Source organism: Lacticaseibacillus suihuaensis (genome assembly GCF_054785075.1).
This window is the reverse complement of the sequence record NZ_BAAGBJ010000001.1, coordinates 328373-345459: the sequence shown is the minus strand read 5'-3', so window position 1 is coordinate 345459 and position 17087 is coordinate 328373. Positions and strand designations below refer to the sequence as shown.

Annotated in this window: 18 protein-coding genes; 14 read left to right on the top strand and 4 right to left on the bottom strand. The window is 62.2% G+C overall.

Annotation, left to right across the window (positions count from 1 at the left end):
* The first annotated feature begins 1 nt into the window (after position 1).
* Positions 2-202: a cold-shock protein gene (locus ACYVRZ_RS01545; protein ID WP_461224202.1), complete on the top strand. Its 201-nt coding sequence runs from the start codon at positions 2-4 to the stop codon at positions 200-202.
* Between the two features lie 49 nt (positions 203-251).
* Positions 252-758 (top strand): 2'-5' RNA ligase family protein, encoded by a 507-nt coding sequence (locus tag ACYVRZ_RS01540; RefSeq protein ID WP_461224200.1) that lies wholly within the window; start codon positions 252-254, stop codon positions 756-758.
* Positions 759-810: 52 nt separating this feature from the next.
* Here the strand turns inward: ACYVRZ_RS01540 and ACYVRZ_RS01535 are convergent, their stop codons facing one another.
* Entirely contained in the window at positions 811-1704 is an 894-nt protein-coding gene (locus ACYVRZ_RS01535; protein ID WP_461224198.1) for a phosphate ABC transporter substrate-binding protein PstS family protein, read from the bottom strand.
* Between the two features lie 182 nt (positions 1705-1886).
* On the opposite strand from ACYVRZ_RS01535, the gene ACYVRZ_RS01530 reads away from it, so the two are divergent.
* Positions 1887-3314, top strand: coding sequence for an MFS transporter (locus tag ACYVRZ_RS01530; RefSeq protein WP_461224196.1), 1428 nt, complete (start codon positions 1887-1889; stop codon positions 3312-3314).
* 124 nt (positions 3315-3438) lie between these two features.
* On the opposite strand, the gene ACYVRZ_RS01525 is transcribed toward ACYVRZ_RS01530, so the two are convergent.
* Together ACYVRZ_RS01525 and ACYVRZ_RS01520 are read right to left on the bottom strand one after the other, a co-directional pair.
* On the bottom strand, positions 3439-4617 hold the full coding sequence (locus ACYVRZ_RS01525; RefSeq protein WP_262316778.1) for a toxic anion resistance protein: 1179 nt from the start codon (positions 4615-4617) through the stop codon (positions 3439-3441).
* Positions 4610-5338 (bottom strand): 5-bromo-4-chloroindolyl phosphate hydrolysis family protein, encoded by a 729-nt coding sequence (locus ACYVRZ_RS01520; protein ID WP_461224194.1) that lies wholly within the window; start codon positions 5336-5338, stop codon positions 4610-4612. The genes ACYVRZ_RS01525 and ACYVRZ_RS01520 overlap by 8 nt, the downstream gene beginning before the upstream one ends.
* 199 nt (positions 5339-5537) lie before the next feature.
* On the opposite strand from ACYVRZ_RS01520, the gene ACYVRZ_RS01515 reads away from it, so the two are divergent.
* From ACYVRZ_RS01515 to ACYVRZ_RS01465, 11 genes are all read left to right on the top strand, one after another.
* On the top strand, positions 5538-6023 hold the full coding sequence (locus ACYVRZ_RS01515) for an NUDIX hydrolase (RefSeq protein ID WP_461224192.1): 486 nt from the start codon (positions 5538-5540) through the stop codon (positions 6021-6023).
* The gene (locus tag ACYVRZ_RS01510) at positions 6016-6285 is read left to right on the top strand and encodes a hypothetical protein (protein WP_461224190.1); all 270 of its coding nucleotides are present in this window, start codon (positions 6016-6018) and stop codon (positions 6283-6285) included. Before ACYVRZ_RS01515 ends, ACYVRZ_RS01510 begins: the two co-directional genes overlap by 8 nt.
* A gap of 84 nt (positions 6286-6369) precedes the next feature.
* Positions 6370-7065, top strand: coding sequence for a 5'-methylthioadenosine/adenosylhomocysteine nucleosidase (locus ACYVRZ_RS01505; protein ID WP_461224188.1), 696 nt, complete (start codon positions 6370-6372; stop codon positions 7063-7065).
* A 24-nt stretch (positions 7066-7089) separates the two neighbouring features.
* Entirely contained in the window at positions 7090-8250 is a 1161-nt protein-coding gene (locus ACYVRZ_RS01500) for a cysteine desulfurase family protein (protein ID WP_461224186.1), read from the top strand.
* A 59-nt stretch (positions 8251-8309) separates the two neighbouring features.
* On the top strand, positions 8310-8651 hold the full coding sequence (locus ACYVRZ_RS01495) for a DUF1831 domain-containing protein (RefSeq protein WP_461224184.1): 342 nt from the start codon (positions 8310-8312) through the stop codon (positions 8649-8651).
* A 605-nt stretch (positions 8652-9256) separates the two neighbouring features.
* Positions 9257-10387, top strand: a complete 1131-nt coding sequence (gene mnmA, locus ACYVRZ_RS01490; protein ID WP_461224536.1) for a tRNA 2-thiouridine(34) synthase MnmA — start codon at positions 9257-9259, stop codon at positions 10385-10387.
* An 85-nt stretch (positions 10388-10472) separates the two neighbouring features.
* Positions 10473-10979, top strand: a complete 507-nt coding sequence (locus ACYVRZ_RS01485; RefSeq protein ID WP_461224182.1) for a methylated-DNA--[protein]-cysteine S-methyltransferase — start codon at positions 10473-10475, stop codon at positions 10977-10979.
* A gap of 94 nt (positions 10980-11073) precedes the next feature.
* On the top strand, positions 11074-11733 hold the full coding sequence (locus ACYVRZ_RS01480) for a histidine phosphatase family protein (RefSeq protein ID WP_461224180.1): 660 nt from the start codon (positions 11074-11076) through the stop codon (positions 11731-11733).
* A gap of 8 nt (positions 11734-11741) precedes the next feature.
* Entirely contained in the window at positions 11742-12395 is a 654-nt protein-coding gene (locus tag ACYVRZ_RS01475) for a tetratricopeptide repeat protein (protein ID WP_461224178.1), read from the top strand.
* On the top strand, positions 12388-14859 hold the full coding sequence (gene recD2, locus ACYVRZ_RS01470) for an SF1B family DNA helicase RecD2 (RefSeq protein ID WP_461224176.1): 2472 nt from the start codon (positions 12388-12390) through the stop codon (positions 14857-14859). The genes ACYVRZ_RS01475 and recD2 overlap by 8 nt, the downstream gene beginning before the upstream one ends.
* Positions 14860-14871: 12 nt before the next feature.
* The gene (locus ACYVRZ_RS01465) at positions 14872-16086 is read left to right on the top strand and encodes a GNAT family N-acetyltransferase (RefSeq protein WP_461224174.1); all 1215 of its coding nucleotides are present in this window, start codon (positions 14872-14874) and stop codon (positions 16084-16086) included.
* 52 nt (positions 16087-16138) lie between these two features.
* On the opposite strand, the gene ACYVRZ_RS01460 is transcribed toward ACYVRZ_RS01465, so the two are convergent.
* On the bottom strand, positions 16139-17086 hold the full coding sequence (locus tag ACYVRZ_RS01460) for a diacylglycerol/lipid kinase family protein (protein WP_461224172.1): 948 nt from the start codon (positions 17084-17086) through the stop codon (positions 16139-16141).
* Between the last annotated feature and the right edge of the window lies 1 nt (position 17087).

The window sequence follows — 17087 nt, the reverse complement described above, 5'->3', positions numbered from 1 at the left end:
CATGCAGGGACGCGTGAAGAACTTCAACGAGGACAAGGGGTTCGGCTTCATCGAAGTCGAAAACCAGCCGGACGTGTTCGTCCACTTCTCCGCCATTCTCGGCGGGGGCTACAAGACGCTGCACCCCGGTGATACCGTGGATTTTGTGATTGTCGAGGGGCCGCGCGGTCCGCAGGCAGCCAACGTTCAAGTCAAGGATTAAGCTGAACGGTCATCGCAGACGCGGTGGCCGTTTGTCATCGGAGGACCCAATGACCGAATTCGCCCTGATTCTACAATTCGAAGATCCTGCGGCCCAGACCCTGGGCGCCTGGCGCGCCGGACTCGGCCAGCAGATCGGCCAGCCCGCGGGGGTGCCACCGCACCTGACGCTAGCCGTCTTCGACGCTGCAAGCGCGGGGGCGGTGCAGGCGCGCGTCGCGGCTTCAGTGGGGCGGTTTGCCGTCGGGCCGGTGCGGCTGGCCAGCCTCGGGGCGTTCGTTCCCGCGGTGGTGTACGCGGCGCCGCTGTGGACCCCGGGCCTGGTGGCGGCCAACCGGCTGGCCAACGCGCTGGGCGACGCGGCGCCGACGTCGCGTTACGCGCCGGCTGGGTGGCAGCCTCACGTCGCCCTTGCCTCGCACCTGGGCCCGGCCACGTTGAGCGCCGCGTTCACCTGGCTGACGGCGCGGTTCACGCCGCTGACGCTGGTCGAACCACGGCTGGTGCTGATCGCTTGTGACCCGTACCAAGAGCTTGCCCGCTGGGCGATTCGCTAGGAGAGACGCACGAAAGCGCCGCGCAAATTGTTTGCGCGGCGCTTTTGTGGCGTTACTTGTCTTCGATCTTGCCGTCGTGGGTCCGGGCCACCTTCATCGCGGTGACGCGGATGTAGCCCATCTTCTTCACCAGGGTGTCTTGCACCTTGGCCGACTGAATGTAGTTGATGAACTTGGCGGTTGCGGCGTTCGGGGAGCCCTTGGTGTACATGTGCTCGTAGGCCCAGATCACCCACTTGTTGGTGGTCACGTTGGCGTCGGTTGGCTTGACGTTGTCCAGGGCAACCGGGGTGACGCCGTCTTGAATCGCGGAGAAGGCGAGGTAGGAGATCGCGCCTGGGGTCTGCTTGACCATCTTCATGACGGTGCCGCTGGAGTCTTGTTCCTGCGTGGTGACGACCTTGGTGGTCTTCAGGCCGAGGTTTTCGAAGGTCGCGCGGGTGCCGGAGCCTTGGGCGCGGTTGATCACCACAATTTTTTGGTCCTTGCCGCCAACTTGCTTCCAGTTGGTTGCCTTGCCGGTGAAAATGTCCAGCAGCTGCTGGTGGGTGAGGTTGGTCACGCCGGTACCGGGGTGAACCACCGGGGCGATGCCGACCACGGCGACCTGGTGATCGACCAGGGCGTTGGCGTTGACGCCGTCCTTTTCCTGGGCGAAAATGTCGGAGTTCCCGATGGTGACGGTGCCGCTGGCCACCTGGCTGAGGCCGGCGCCGGAGCCGCCACCTTGCACGGTGATGTCGGCGCCAGGCGTCGCCTGCTGGTAATTTTGGGCCGCGGCCTCGACCAGCGGCTGCAGGGCGGTGGAACCGACGGCGACGATCTTGGTCGCGGTGTTGGCGCTGCTCGAGGTCGACTTCTTGGCCTCGCCTTGCGCGTTTTGGCTGCCGCAGCCGGCCAGGACGAACAGTAGTGCTAAGGTAGTGAACAAACCAGTTTTCTTCATTATCTTTCCCCCATCAATTAGGATAGGCTCATTGTAGCGGCGGCGCGTAAAGATTGAGGCAACATCCTGTATCGATTGCGTATCGATTCGGTAAAGTGTGTAAAGAATGGCCGAATGCTCACTTGGCTTTTCAGAAAACATCGGCGTATACTAATCAGTAATCAATCTTGCGGGAGGCAATCATGCAAAGCTACGTCAACGACCCGGTCGTCCAGAAGAACCGCTGGTGGATCATCACCGCGGTGGGGATGTTCACCATCATGTCCACGCTGGACGGCTCCATTGTCAATATTGCGCTGCCGGTGATGGCCAAGGACCTCGGGGTGCCGATGAACCAAGCCGAGTGGGTGGTGTCCATTTACCTGATTGTGATCTGCGCCTTGCTGCTTTTGATGGGCAAGCTGGGGGACACGCTGGGCAAAATTCGCATCTTTCGGCTCGGGACGGTGCTGTTCACCATCGGCTCGCTTCTGGCCGGCTTCAACCACAGCTTCGGGCTGCTCTTAGCCGCCCGGGTGGTGCAGGCGCTAGGGGCGTCGATGACCATGGCCAACAACAACGGCATCATCACCGAGGTCTTCCCGATGAAGGAACGCGGCAATGCGTTGGGTCTGATCGGTTCGTTCGTCTCGGTCGGCTCGATCGCCGGGCCCGGCATCGGCGGCCTGATCCTGGGCCAGCTGCCCTGGGGCTACATTTTCTGGATCAACATTCCCATCGGGTTGCTCACCATGGCGGTCGGCCACTGGGTGCTGCCAAAAGACCTCGCGCCGTCTCACGCGCCGATCGACTGGGCCGGCTTTGCCAGCTTCGTGGCGGTGATCGTGCCGTTCTTCGTCGCCGTCAACTTGGGGCAGGTGGTCGGCTTCGGCGACTGGCGGGTGCTTGCGCTGTTCGTTGTCGCGCTGCTTGCGCTTGGGCTATTCATCCGCATCGAGCGGCGGCACAAGGCGCCGTTGGTGTCGTTCAAGCTGTTTCAAAACGCCGAGTTCACCATCAGCCTGCTGGCCGGGTTTTTGATTTTCGTCACCAACTTCTTCTTCAATGTCATCTCGCCGTTTTACCTTGAAAACGCGCGGGGGTTGTCGGCGACGACGGCCGGCTACATTCTGATGATTTTCCCGATCGTTCAGGTCATCGTCGCGCCGTTGGCCGGCAGTCTGTCGGATAAAATCGGGCCGTACAAAATCACGCTGGTCGGCCTCTTGGTCATCTTGGTCAGCCAGCTGGGCTACGCGTTCTTGAACCTGGTGACGCCGCTGGGCCTGGTCATCTTACTGATTGGGGTGATGGGCTTTGGCAACGGCAGCTTCCAGTCGCCGAACAACACGGTGGTGATGAGCGCCGTGGCGCCGCAGGACTTGGGCATCGCCGGCGGGTTGAACGCGCTGGCTCGCAACCTCGGCATGGTGGTCGGGATTTCGGCGGCCACCACCGTGTTGTTCGGGGCGATGAGCCACACCGCCGGCGGGAAGGTGACGACCTACCTGCCGCAGCACCCCGGCTACTTCATTCAGGGGATGCACGTGGCCTTCGCCGTTGCCGCAGCAATCTGCCTGGTGGCGGTGGCGCTGACGGCCTACCGGATGCGCCAGCAGACCAGAAACTAGGGCGGTCTTTGACTAAGCTCGCAAAGCGACTGTGCGGCTCCGGTGCCGCCGGGCCACGCAAAAAGGCGCATGTCCGCTCGCCGTTATCGGCAAGGGGGACATGCGCCTTTTGTGGTTGGTGCGGTCAGGCCTGCGGGGTGCCGCCGCCCATGCGCCCGGAGGTGTAATCGAGCAGGTGGTTCTTCAGGTCGTTTTCCATGTTGGAGAGCTCCGCTTCTGCGGCCTTGCGCTTGGCGCGGCCGTCCTGTTGAATCTGCAGGGTCTGCTTGAGCGTTTCGACCAAGTCGTTTTGGGTCTGGGTCAAGGTCTCGATGTCGACCACGCCGCGCTCGTTCTCCTTGGCGGTTTCGATGGCCGAAATCTTGAGCATCGACGCGTTCTTCTTCAGCAGGTCGTTGGTGGTTTCAGAGACCTGGCGCTGGGCGGTGACCGCGTCCTTTTGCCGCAGCAGGGTCAAAGCGATGGCCACCTGGTTCTTCCACAGCGGAATCGCGGTGTTAATGCTGGCCTGAATCTTTTCGGCCAGGGCCTGGTTGGTGTTTTGAATCAGGCGAATCTGCGGGGCCTGCTGCAGGGTGATCTGCCGGGCCAGCTGCAGGTCGTAGGCGCGTTTTTCAAGCCGGGCTTGGAACTGCTTGAGGTCGTTGACCTCCTGGACCTTCATCTGGTCACCAGAGTCCTGGGCCTCCTTGAGCGCCACCGGAATCGTGGTGGTCTCAAGCTCCTGTAGCTTCATCTTGGCCGCGGCGATGTAGATGTTCAAGGCGTCAAAGTACGCCTTGTTTTGGCCGTAGAGCTCCTCGAGCATCTTGTTGTCGGTCAAAAGGCCCTGCTGTTCTTTCTCCAGGCGGCTGGCAATCGCGTCGATTTGGGCGCCGATCTTTTGGTACTTGGCCGTGATTTCGAAAATTGAGCGTCGCACCTTGCCGAACATCTTCTTGAAAATGTTGCTGTTTTCGGCTCGCAGCTCGTCTGGGTTGGCCTCGTTGAGCCGGGCCATCAGGCTGGACAAGGCATCCCCGACGGCGCCGGTGTCTTGGCTTTGCACCTGATCCAGCATGGTTTGCGAGAAGTTACCCAGCTGTTTTTGGGCGGCGGCGCCGTAGCTCAGCACCGCGTCTTGGCTCTTGACGTCCAGCTGCTTGGCCAGCTCCTTGGCCTGGGCCTCCTGCTCGGGGGTCAAGGTCGGGGTCTCGGCCTGCGCCTCTTTTTTGGCCACCGGGTTGGCGGTGGCGGAAAATGGCTGGCTCAACAGGTCATTGACCAGGTTTTGCGTATCGGTTTGCGGCTGTTCTTCACTCATGCGATTTCTCCATTTCTTCTTTAGCCAGGTTGCCAGCGACTTGGTGCCCCGGTAGGACGGTTGATTCGTTCAGCCGCGGCTGCATCTGCCGCTTGGCCAGGGCCACCGAGGCCTCCAAGTCGTCCAGGTCGTTTTCGACGAAGGCGGCGTAGTCGGCCTTGACCGCCTCGGCCAGGTCGCCCAAGGCGTTGGCCGCGGTGGTCAACACGTCGTAGGTGTCTTGGGTCTTGACCTCGTGGTGGCTGATTTCCTCGTACTTCTGGGCGATGCTGACCAGGTTCGGCAGCTGCTCGTAGACGAAGTGGCCGGCGCTTGCCAGCTGCTTGGGCGTCTTGACCACGGCCTTGAAGTAGGCGTGCATCACGTTGTCCAGGTCGTGGTTGAGTGCGACGCTCTTGATTTTCGGGACGCGGTTTTCGATGGTTTCGAATTGGCGAATCTGTGCGGCCACCTGATCCATGGTCTCGCGAAACAGGTCGATTTCACTTTCACTGAGGCCGGAGTCGGCGTAATGCGCCGCCATCTTGTCGGTCATCGGCGGGGCCGCCACCGGGGCGGTCGGGCGCGGTCGGCTCAGCTCGCCGAGGATTCGGGCGAAGCCGAAGACCACGGCGACGAAAACGGCCAGCCACAGGCGGGTGCTGACGGCGCCGAGGACGAAGCCGCCGAGGGTCCACAGCCCCACGCGCAGCCAGCGAATCTGTTTGTCATTTTTTTTCACGGGCTCACTTCCTGAATTGTTATCGTGCCTTTAGTTTACCATACAACCGGAGGGGGAATATCGGCCCTAGGATTGACTTTCGTTTAGTTTTGGTTAAGGCGTTGGCGTTTGGCCCAGAGATTGGTAAGATACAGAAAAGGAGTCGACTCATGGAACAATTAATGCACACCACGCGCCTTACACCGGGCGCATTCTCAACTTGGACCGGCTGACCGTTCAACTGCCCGATGGCACCGCCGCCTCGCGCGAGGTGGTTCGCACCACCGGCGCTGCCGGGGTCTTGGCGCAATCCGGCGAGCGCGTCTTGTTCGTGCGGCAGTGGCGAACCCCGCTTGGGCAAGAGACGCTTGAGCTGCCGGCCGGGCGCATCGAACCCGGCGAGGCACCGCTGGCCACCGCCAAGCGCGAGCTCAACGAAGAGGCGCAGCTGGCCGCGACCAACTGGCAGTACCTCGCGCGGGTCGCCCAAAGCGCCGGCTTCTCGGATGCCACCATCACCTTGTATTCGGCGACGGGGTTGCACCGGCCGGCCAACCAGCGGCCGCAAGACGTCGGCGAGGCGGTGGCCGGTGAGTGGCTGACCTTGGCCGAGGCGCTTGCGGCCCAGGCCCAAGGCGTCATCTGCGACGCCAAAACGGTGATTGGCTTGCTGCACTGGCAGCTCAAGGAGGCGCAACATGTCTGACATTCCCACCAGAAAGGCCTACCGCGAGGCCCAGGCCAAGGCCGAAAGCGCGGCTTCGGAACGCGACGTCAAGCGCCGCGAAACCGAACGTGACTACGCGGCGGCCCAACGGGCGGCCAAAAAGCGCCAGGCCGAGCCGAACACGCGCTTTGACGCGGTGACCTACACCAAGGTCAACAGCCTCAAAAAGAAGCTGAACTGGGCCATCGGCATTGTGGTCGTGCTTTTGATCATCGTCGCCGTGGTCTTGTTCAAGCTCTAGCGGTTTGCGGCCGCCCGGCGGTTAAGGTAGAATAGTTCCTTGTAAATATGCGGGCCACCGGCCGGCGAGAATGGAGTAGTGAAGATGAAATTAGGCGTTATCTGTGCGATGGAAGAGGAAATCCGGACGCTTCGGGCCCAGCTGAACAACGAACAGGCTCAGCAGTTTGCCAGCCAGCAGTACTACCAAGGTACGATCGAAGGCATTGAGGTGGTGATGGTCGAATGCGGCATCGGCAAGGTGCAATCCGCGATGACCACGGCCGTTTTGATCAACCAGTACCACCCGGATGTGGTGATCAACACCGGCTCCGCCGGCGGCATCGGCGCCGGCCTGCACATCGGCGACGTCGTGATCGCCAACGCCGTGGCCTACCACGACGTCGACTCGACGGCCTTTGGCTACCTGCCGGGGCAGCTGCCGAACCAGCCGCAGAAGTTCGCCACCGACGCAAATCTGGTGGCAGCCATTGCCAAGGCGGCCGAAACCGTCGCTTTGACCACGCACGTCGGGCTGATCGTCTCCGGCGACCAGTTCATCAACAGCACCGCTTCGATCAAGCGCATCCACGGCATTTACCCGGATGCCTTGGCCTCCGAAATGGAAGGCGCCGCAATCGGGCAGGTGGCCACGCAGTTCCACGTGCCGTTCGTCGTGATTCGCGCGATGAGCGACGGCGGCAACGAAGAGGCCAGCGTCAACTTCGATGACTTCATCATCGAGGCCGGTAAGCAAAGCGCGGCGATGCTTCTGGCCTACATTCACCAGCTGGCCGCGTAAGATTTTTCTAGAAGAAGGCAGAACATGGCTCACATTTACCTCGATAATGCCGCCACGACGCCGATGGCTAAGCAGGTCATCGCGACGATGACGGCCCAAATGCAAGACGATTTCGGCAACGCCAGCTCCACCCACTGGTTCGGGCGCCAGGCCCACACCGTGCTGGACCAGGCGCGGCAGACCATGGCGGCCAGCATCCACGCCTTGCCCGACAACATTCAGTTCACCAGCGGTGCGACCGAGGCCAACAACACCGCGATCGTGCAGGTGGCCCACGCCAGGCAGGCGTTGGGCAACCACATCATCACGACCGCCATCGAGCACCCCAGCGTCTTGAAGCCGCTGGCGCAGCTTGAAAAGGAAGGTTTTGAGGTGACCTACCTGCCGGTTGACGACCACGGCCAGATCAGCCTGGCGGATTTTGACGCCGCGCTTGACGACCGCACCATCTTGGTGTCTGTGATGATGGGCAACAACGAGGTCGGCAGTCACCTGCCGATTGCCGCCATCGGGGCCCGGTTGGCCGCGCATCAGGCCTGGTTTCACACCGATGCGACCCAGGCCTACGGGTTGCTCGACATCGACGTCGATGCGCTGGGGGTCGACCTGCTGAGCGTGTCCGCCCACAAGATTAACGGGCCCAAGGGCATCGGCTTCTTGTACCGCCGCGCCGGCCTGAACTTCCCGTCCTTCATCAAGGGCGGCGAGCAGGAGGGCAAGCGCCGCGCCGGCACCGAAAACATCCCGGCCATCGCCGGGTTCGCGGCGGCGGTCAGCCTGATCACACCGCAGGAGAAGGCGGATCGCCAGGCCAAGTACCTCGGCTTCAAGCACCAGATTCAGGATTCGCTGCGCGGCGCCGACGTCGCGTTCGAAGTTAATGGCACCGTGCAGGCCGACGCCTTGAACCACGTGTTCAACCTCTGGTTCCCCGGGGTGTCGACCTACGCGCTGCAGACCAACCTCGACCTGGCCGGCTTTGCGGTGTCGGGCGGGTCGGCTTGCACCGCCGGCAGCCTCGAGCCGTCCCACGTCCTGACCGCGATGTACGGCGCCGACAGTCCCCGCATCGGTGAATCGATTCGCATCTCGTTTGGCAAGGCGACGACGACCCTTGACATCGCCCAGTTCATCACGGCGCTGATCAAAATCGTCACCCGCCTGCGGGCCAAGGCCGCCAAGTAAGCGCTTTGCGCCGCCGCGCGACCATGGTAGAATGAAGAAGACAGTGAGGGGGAGAGACAATGGCATTAGCAAGCACGGGATCGGCTCAAGGTGATCCCAAAACCTACAAAATCGGCGCCAACATCAAGCGCTACACGCTGATGGATCTGGGCTTCGTCCAGACCAAAAACGGCAACTTCCAGCTGGAACGCAGCCTGGATCCGAACTCGCCGTTCACCGCGGCCAACAAGCTGAAGGTGACGGTGGCCAAGGACCTGTCCGGCTTTCAGATGGGCGTGACCACCGGCAACGGGTTGAAGGCCTTGAACATTTTCAAGGACACCAAGACCGCAGACAACGTGGAGCAGTACCAGTACCTGATTGAGAACCTGATTGAGCGCGACGTCCTCGAAGAGGCCTGAGCGTCGGCCAGCCGCATGCGGCTGGTTTTTTTGTGGTTGTGGGCTTAAAACTTGACGGCTGAGATGGCAGGGCTTACATTATGATCAGATGATTGTCAACGGGCAGGGAAAACGCCGCGGCCGCAGCGCTTGCAACTCTTCTGCTTAGGGGGAAGGTCCGGGACATAAGCATTCCCAGTACCCCCACCCATGCCATGCCGAACCAGGCAACAACGTCGACGTTTTCGCGCAACGGCCTCCTCCGATTGGGGCCGACCACCAGGGTGTGGACCACCATCCACCTGCCGCACAGCCCGGCGCCTACTCGCCACGCGAGGTAGCTGCGGCACCGACTGACAGGTGGCTTGTCCCGACGTGCCGCGTAGCGATGCGATGACCGCGGGACGACAGCACAAGCACGCAACCAATCAGCAAGAAGACCGAGGCCGCCACGGGGTTAGACCCTGCGGTGGCTTCGGCCTGCCCGGCGCGGCCGTTACCCGCACCGGGCTTTTTGATGCGGTTGCTAACTTTTGGTTAGGATTGAAATCCTGGGTCGGACTGGTATAATTGTGACTACTGGAATTGTCGACCTTCAAATCGGAGAACTCCAGAATCTGATCGAAATGATGGTGATTTTTTTGGACAATAGCAACACGCGTGTCGTGGTGGGGATGTCCGGCGGGGTGGATTCGTCCGTCACCGCGCTTTTGCTCAAGCAGCAGGGTTACGACGTGGTCGGTGTCTTCATGAAAAACTGGGACGACACCGATGAAAACGGCGTCTGCACCGCCACGACCGACTACGAGGACGTCGCGAAGGTGGCCGCAGAAATTGGCATTCCGTACTACGCGATCAACTTCGAAAAGGAGTACTGGGACCGGGTGTTCCAGTACTTCTTGGACGAGTACAAGGCCGGCCGGACGCCGAACCCGGACGTGATGTGCAACAAGGAAATCAAGTTCAAGGCCTTCCTGGACTACGCCGAGGAACTCGATGCCGATTACATCGCGATGGGGCACTACGCCCAGACCACGACCGATGAGAACGGCGTGGTTCACATGCTCCGCGGCGCCGACGGCAACAAGGATCAGACCTACTTTCTCAGTCAGCTGTCGCAGGCGCAGCTGAAGAAGTCGCTGTTTCCCATCGGCCACTTACAAAAGCCCGAGGTGCGGGCAATCGCCAAGGAGTTCGGCCTGGCCACCGCGGCCAAGAAGGACAGCACCGGCATCTGCTTCATCGGCGAGCGCAACTTCAAGCAGTTTTTGAGCACCTACCTGCCGGCCCAGCCCGGCAAGATGATGACGGTGGACGGCGTTGAGATGGGGACCCACGACGGGCTGATGTACTACACAATCGGCCAGCGGTCCGGGCTTGGCATCGGGGGCAACAGCCAGAACTCCGAGCCGTGGTTCGTGGTTGGCAAGGACCTGGCGACCAACACGCTGTACGTCGGCCAGGGCTTCAACCACCCGGCCCTGATGGCCACCAGCCTGGATGCCAGCCAGATGAGCTTTTTCACCGGCCAGGCGCCGGCGACCAGCTTCCACTGCACCGCCAAGTTCCGCTACCGCCAAAAGGACACCGGCGTGACCGTCACGCTGGATGGGGACCGCGCCAAGATCGTCTTCGACGAGCCGGTTCGTGCCATCACCCCGGGCCAGGCCGTGGTGTTGTACGACGGCGCAGAGTGCCTGGGCGGTGGGACCATCGATTTGGCCTACAACGACGCCAAGGTTTTGCAGTACATCTAAGTTGTCGGACCGCCTCATGTCGAGGCGGTTTTTTTGTTGGCGGCGGGTGGTATAATGGATGCAAACATACGTACGGAGGCAGATTATGAATCGCATCGATTATCAGACACCACTTGGGCCGATGACGCTTGCGGCCGACGACCAGGGGCTGTGCGGCGCCTGGTTCAAAGATCAGGCGCATTACGGCCAAGGCGTGGCGCTGGCCCAGGCCACAGTCGCAACCACGCCGCTTTTGAACCGGGCCACGCGCTGGCTCGACCGCTACTTCGCCGGCGCCAGGCCGACCGTTGACGTGCCGCTGCACCCAAGCGGCACCGCCTTTCGTGAAGCGGTTTGGACGGCGCTGCAACAGGTCCCATACGGCACCACCGTCACCTACCGCGACTTGGGGCAGGCGCTGGGGGCATCGACTAGCCCCCGTGCCGTGGGCAACGCGGTGGAGCACAACCCGCTGTCGCTGTTCGTGCCGTGCCACCGCGTGGTTGCCGTCAGCGGCGACCTGACGGGCTACGCCGGGGGACTGACGCGCAAGGTTGCGCTTTTGACGCTTGAAGGCGTGGCGGTGAGCGGCCACGCGCTGGCCAAGGGGTGAGCCAAGACGCTTTCCGCGCTTGCAGGCCGGCGCCCCCCTTGAAATCCCGCGGTGAAATCGCGATAATTAAGGTTATCACTAAGGGGGTCACGGTTTGACGCGGTTATACTTTGTGCGACACGGAAAGACGGAATGGAACCTGGCGGGGCGCTACCAGGGGGCCAAGGGGGACTCACCCCTGCTGCCCGAAAGTTACGAGCAGATTCATCAGCTTGCCGGGGCCTTACAGGGCGTGGCTTTCGCCCACGCCTACGTGAGTCCCTTGCCTCGCGCCCAGGAAACCGCGCGGGTGCTGTTGGCCGATCTGGGCCAGACGATTCCGGTCACCACCACGGTGGGGATGCGCGAGTTCGACTTGGGAAAGATGGAGGGCATGACCTTCGCGGCGGTGAAGGCGCAGTACCCCAAGGAGCTTCAGGCCTTTCGCCACGCCCCGGCCGACTACGACCCGACGAGCATCGGCGGCGAGAGCTTTCCCGCCTTGATCAAGCGGATGCAGCCGGTGGTGTTTGATGCGGTGGCGGCCGATGCCACCGGCTCGGCCAACCTGCTGTTCGTCAGCCACGGGGCGGCCCTGGTGGCGCTGATTCAAAGCCTGCTGGGCACCCCGATTGCAGACATGCGTAAGGACGGCGGCCTGACCAATTCCAGCGTGACCATTCTGGAGGCGAAGCCCCGGCTGCCTTACCGGTTGATTCGCTGGAACGACACGGATTTTTTGACCAAGCGGCTTGACCCGACCGACACGATCTAGGAGGAATCATGGCAGACAAAATGATCGCACAGTTCAACCGCGGCGAGCACGACGCGGCGATTCAAGAGGCGGTGCGGCGCATCGATGAGAAGCCGACCGACCCCAAGCGCTACGCGACCTTGGCGACGATGCTGATCGGCATCAAGGCCTTCGATCAGGCCAGCCAGCTTTTGGTGAAGGCCCTGGGGCTGTTTCCAGGCGACGCCGATTTGACCTACGACGCGGGGCTGTTGGCGTATGCTCAGGAGAACGATCCGTTGGCGGTGCGCTACTTCCAGCAGCTGAACCAAGGGTCGTTGCAGGCCGACGCCCAGTACATGCTGGGGCTGGCCTACCAGCGCATGGGCCAGACGCAACGCGCGTTGGCCTTTGCGCTGACGGCACACGAGGCCGACTTGACGCGGGTGGATGCGGCGCTGCTTTGCGCCGAGCTGCTGCTGGGGCTGGGCGTTTTCGACCAGGCGGCGGCGCTGCTGCGCCCGTTCACCAAGGGTCAAGACGCCAAGGTCTTGTTCACCTACGGCATGGCCGAAACCGGTGCCGGTCGGGACGGCAGCGCCTGGCTGACGCAGGCCAAGGCACTCGATCCCAAGGGCTACCAGGAGCAGGCCGGGCGGGTGCGTGACATCGCCGGCTTCTTGAAGGTTCAAGACCATGACTGAGTGTCACCTGACCGGGCGGGTGAAGGCGATTTTCTTTGAAAACGCCAGCAACTTCTTCAAGATTCTGCTGGTCGGCATCACCCAAAAAGACTTCGACTGGCCGGAAAAAGAAATTGTGGTCACCGGCAGCTTCGGCGACATCAAGGAAGAAGAGAGCTACGGCTTCGTCGGCAGCCTGGTCAACCACCCCAAGTACGGTGGCCAGTTCGCCGCCACCAACTACTCGGTGGCCAAGCCGACCTCCAAGCAGGGGCTGATCAACTACCTGAGCTCCGATAAGTTCCCGGGTATCGGGGCCAAAACCGCCGAACGCATCGTTGATGCCCTGGGCATGGGCGCAATCGACAAGATTCTCAAGGACGCGAAGGTGCTGGCGCCGCTTGGGCTCAACGCCCAAAAGCAGGCGGTTTTGGTCGACAACCTGACCGCCAACCTCGGCATGGAGCAGGTGATCATCGGCCTCAACGACCTGGGCTTCACCAGCAACATGTCCGCCCGGATCTACCAGCTTTACGGCACCGACGCGATGCACGTGATTGAAGAGAACCCCTACCAGCTGATCGCCGACGTCGAAGGCATCGGCTTCAAACGCGCCGACGCGATTGCCGCCCATCTGAACGTGGCGGCCGACGCCCCGATGCGCTTGGCCGGGGCGGTCTTGGATGTGCTGGCCAGCCTGACGGAAGGCACCGGCGACACCTACGCGCTGTTGCCGACCTTGCTGAAAGACACCGTCACGATGCTTGAAGGCGCCAGAAACGTCGCCATCAACCCGGATCAGGTCGCAGACGCGATGCTGGCGCTGACGCAAAAAGGCGAGCTGTTCGTCGAGGACCAGCACGTGTTCCCCAAGCGCCTGTACGACGCCGAGCGGGTGATCGCCGACCGGCTGAAGCTACTGCTTCGCGCGAGCGACGACGATGCCCCCAAGCCCAAGGCGATCCAAAAGGCGATCAAGGCCGTGGCCAAGGCGGAAGGTATCCACTACGACGAGACGCAGACGCAGGCGATCCAAACGGCGATGCAAGACCAGCTTTTTCTTTTGACCGGCGGCCCAGGTACGGGCAAAACCACGGTGGTCAACGGCATCGTTCGCGTCTTTGCGGCGCTGCACGACCTGTCGCTTGACCCCAATTCGTACAAGGACGAGCCGTTCCCGTTCATGCTGGCCGCCCCGACCGGCCGCGCCGCCAAGCGGATGATGGAAACCACGGGGCTGCCGGCCAGCACGATTCACCGGCTGCTGGGGCTTGCCGTCGACAGCCAGGACTTTGAGCCCAAGGACCTGCCGGACGGGCTTTTGATTGTCGACGAGATGTCGATGGTCGACACGTACCTGTTCCGGACGCTTTTGACCTCGGTTCACCCGGGCATCCACCTGATTCTGGTGGGGGATAAGGACCAGCTGCCAAGCGTTGGGCCCGGCCAGGTCTTCGCCGACCTGCTGCGCAGCCGGACCCTGCCGAGCCTCGAGCTCAGCCACATCCACCGCCAAGACGCCGCCAGCTCAATCATCCCGCTGGCCCATGCGATCAACGCCGGCAAGTTGCCGGCCGACTGGCAGCAAAACCGGCCGGACCGCTCCTTCATTCTCTGCCCGCCCAACCAGCTGGCGCCGGCAGTGGGGCAGGTGGTCCAAAAGGCCTCGCGCAAGTTCGCCAAAAGCGAGCTGCAGGTGCTGGCGCCGATGTACCGCGGGGTGGCCGGCATCGACCAGCTCAACCCGCTGATTCAAGACATCCTGAACCCCCGGCGCGACGCCCGGACCAAGGAGGTCACCGGCCCGTTCGGCGTCTACCGCATCGGCGACAAGGTGCTGCAGTTGGTCAACAATCCGGAGGCCAACGTCTACAACGGCGAGCTCGGCGAGGTGGTCGGCATTACCGAGGCCAAGCAGGCCGACAGCAAAACCGACGAGCTGACGCTGGATTTTGACGGCAACGAGCTGTCCTACCAGCGCAGCGACTGGGGCAAGCTGACCCTGGCCTACGCGACTTCGATTCACAAGGCGCAGGGCAGTGAGTTTTCGGTGGTGATCTTGCCGCTGACGCTGGGCAGCCGCCGCATGCTGCGGCGCAACCTGCTGTACACGGCGATCACCCGGGCCAAGGACTTCCTGATCCTGATGGGCGACCCGCGGGCCTTCGAACTGGCGGTGTCCGAAGTCGCCGACAACCGCCAAACCGCACTGGTGGCGCGGCTTCAGGCGGTGCTTGCGGCCAATCCCGCCGCCGCGGCCCTGGCCGATCAACCCGCCGCGGCCACCCCGCAAGGCGAAGCGGCGTCGGCAACACCAGCGCCGGCTGCCACTGTGGCGGCGCCGGACCAGCCGGCCACGGCCGCCGAACCGGTCGCCGCCCCCGCGTCCTTTCGCTTGACGCCGGCGCTGGTCGCCGCCAACACCATTGACCCGATGATCGGCATGACCGGCATCACCCCTTACGCGCAAGCAAGTAGCAAGTAGAAAGAGGTTTTTATGGCAGACATACGTTCCGAACTTGAGATTCGCCAGGTCACCCCGGCGGATCTGGAGCAGTTCAACGACTTATTGGCCTATGTGTTTCAAGTCACCGCCAAGGACATGGAGGAAGGCGGCTACGAGGAAGGCGAGCTCGAACGGGCGAAGCGGCCGGTGCTGGAGAAGTCCGACGTGTTCGGCTGGTTCCACGACGGCGAGCTGATCTCACAGCTGGCCATTTACCCATGCCGGGTGAACATTCACGGCACCATCTACGACATGGCGGGGCTGACCGGGGTCGGTACCTACCCCGAATACGCCGGCCACGGCCTGATGCACGACCTGGTGAAGCTGGGGCTTAGGCACATGCGCGACCACCGGCAGTGGATCTCCTACCTATACCCCTACAGCATTCCCTTTTACCGCAAAAAGGGCTGGGAGATCATGTCCGACCACCTGACCTTCGACGTGCGAGACACCCAGCTGCCCAAGGCCGACGCGAACATGCCGGGACACGTCGAGCGGCTGGAAATCGACGACCCGGATGTGATCGAAACCTACAACCGCTTCGCTTTGCACAACCACGGCGCGATGATTCGCAACCAGCTGAACTGGGACGAGTACTGGCGCTGGGAGAACGAAGAGGAGCGCGTCGCCGGGGTCTACTACGACGAGCAAGACATTCCCCAGGGCTACGTGTTGTACTGGATTGCCGACGAGGTGTTTCACATCAAGGAGATGGTGTACAACACCCAGGAGGGCCGCATCGGCCTGTGGAACTTCGTCGCCGCCCACTTCTCGATGGTCGAGCACGTGCGAGGCGACATCTACAAGAACGAGCCGTTGCACTTTCTGCTGGACGACGGCGACATCAAGCAGACGATTCACCCGTACTTCATGGCGCGAATCGTCGACGTCGCCGAGTTCCTCAAGGTCTACCCGTTCGTCGAGCCTGGGGCGCCTTTACACTTCGTGGTGGCCGACCCCTTGGCCGAGTGGAACAACCGCACGTTTGGCCTGTGGTGGGACGCGACCGGTCGCATCCACGTCACCGACCGGCCGGTGGGTGAGCGCGTGGTGCTTGACATTCAGACGCTGACCACCATGCTGATGAGCTACCGGCGGCCGTCTTACCTGGCCAAAATCGAGCGGCTGACCGCGTCCAAGAAGGCGGTCAAGCAGCTGGAAAGCCTAATTCCGATGGATGAGCCGTACTTCTCCGATTACTTTTGACGCCAAAAACGCCTCGCCTTGCAAGTGCTTGCAAAGGCGAGGCGTTTTGGCGTCAGTCCAGCTTGATCCAAAAGGGTTGTTGCACGACGTGAAAGTCCAGATCGAAGGGCCGGGTTCCCATCTCCTCGCCGTCCATCTGCCCGAACTCCAGTGAACTGGTTTCGACCCGCAGGTGCTTGGCCTTGAAGTGGTGAACCGCCTTGTACTTCAGGTGCCGGCCGCGGATCAGCTCCAACAGCAGGAAGAGGAAGTAGGGGATGTTCAGGTTCTCGACGACGATCAGGTCAATTTCGCCATCCGTCGGCGTGGCGGTCGGCAGAATTCGTACCCCACCGCCGAAGTACGGGTGGTTGGTGGTGGTGCAAAGAAAGGCGCGGGGGATGATCTCGTAGCGGCCGTCGACGTGAACGGTGACCGGGAAGGGCTTGCGCGAGAAGAACACGTTGACGACGCCGAACATGTAGGCGAGGCTGCCGAGGTGCAGCTTGTTCAAGATGCGCTTGTAGTTGCTGCGGTTAGTGGCCGCCACCGCCGCGGCGTCGAAGCCGACGCCGATGTTGTTGACGAAGTAGCCGGCCTCGTGGCGCGTGGCCTCGCTGTACTGCCCAATGTCGAGCACCAGCGGCTTGGTCGCGGCCAGAATCTGGTCCAGCGCCTTCAGCGGCTCCTGGGCCATGCCGATGCCGCGGGCGAAGTCGTTGCCGGAGCCGGCGGGAATGTAGGCGACCGGCAAAAGCGGCTGATCGGTCTGGCGCAGACCGGTGATGGTCTGGTTCAGGGTGCCGTCACCACCGATCACCATCACCACCGCGTTGGTGTGCTTATTGAAGCTGCCGATCTGCTTGCCCAGCTGAACCGCGTGGCCGGAGTAGCGGCTGACGCGGATCTCGTAGGGGAGCTTGCGTGCGTCCAGCACCTTGCGAACCGCCTTGAAGGTGGCCACGGAGGTGCCGGAGCCCGCGGCGGGGTTAAAAATAATGTAATAAAAACAGTCGGCCATG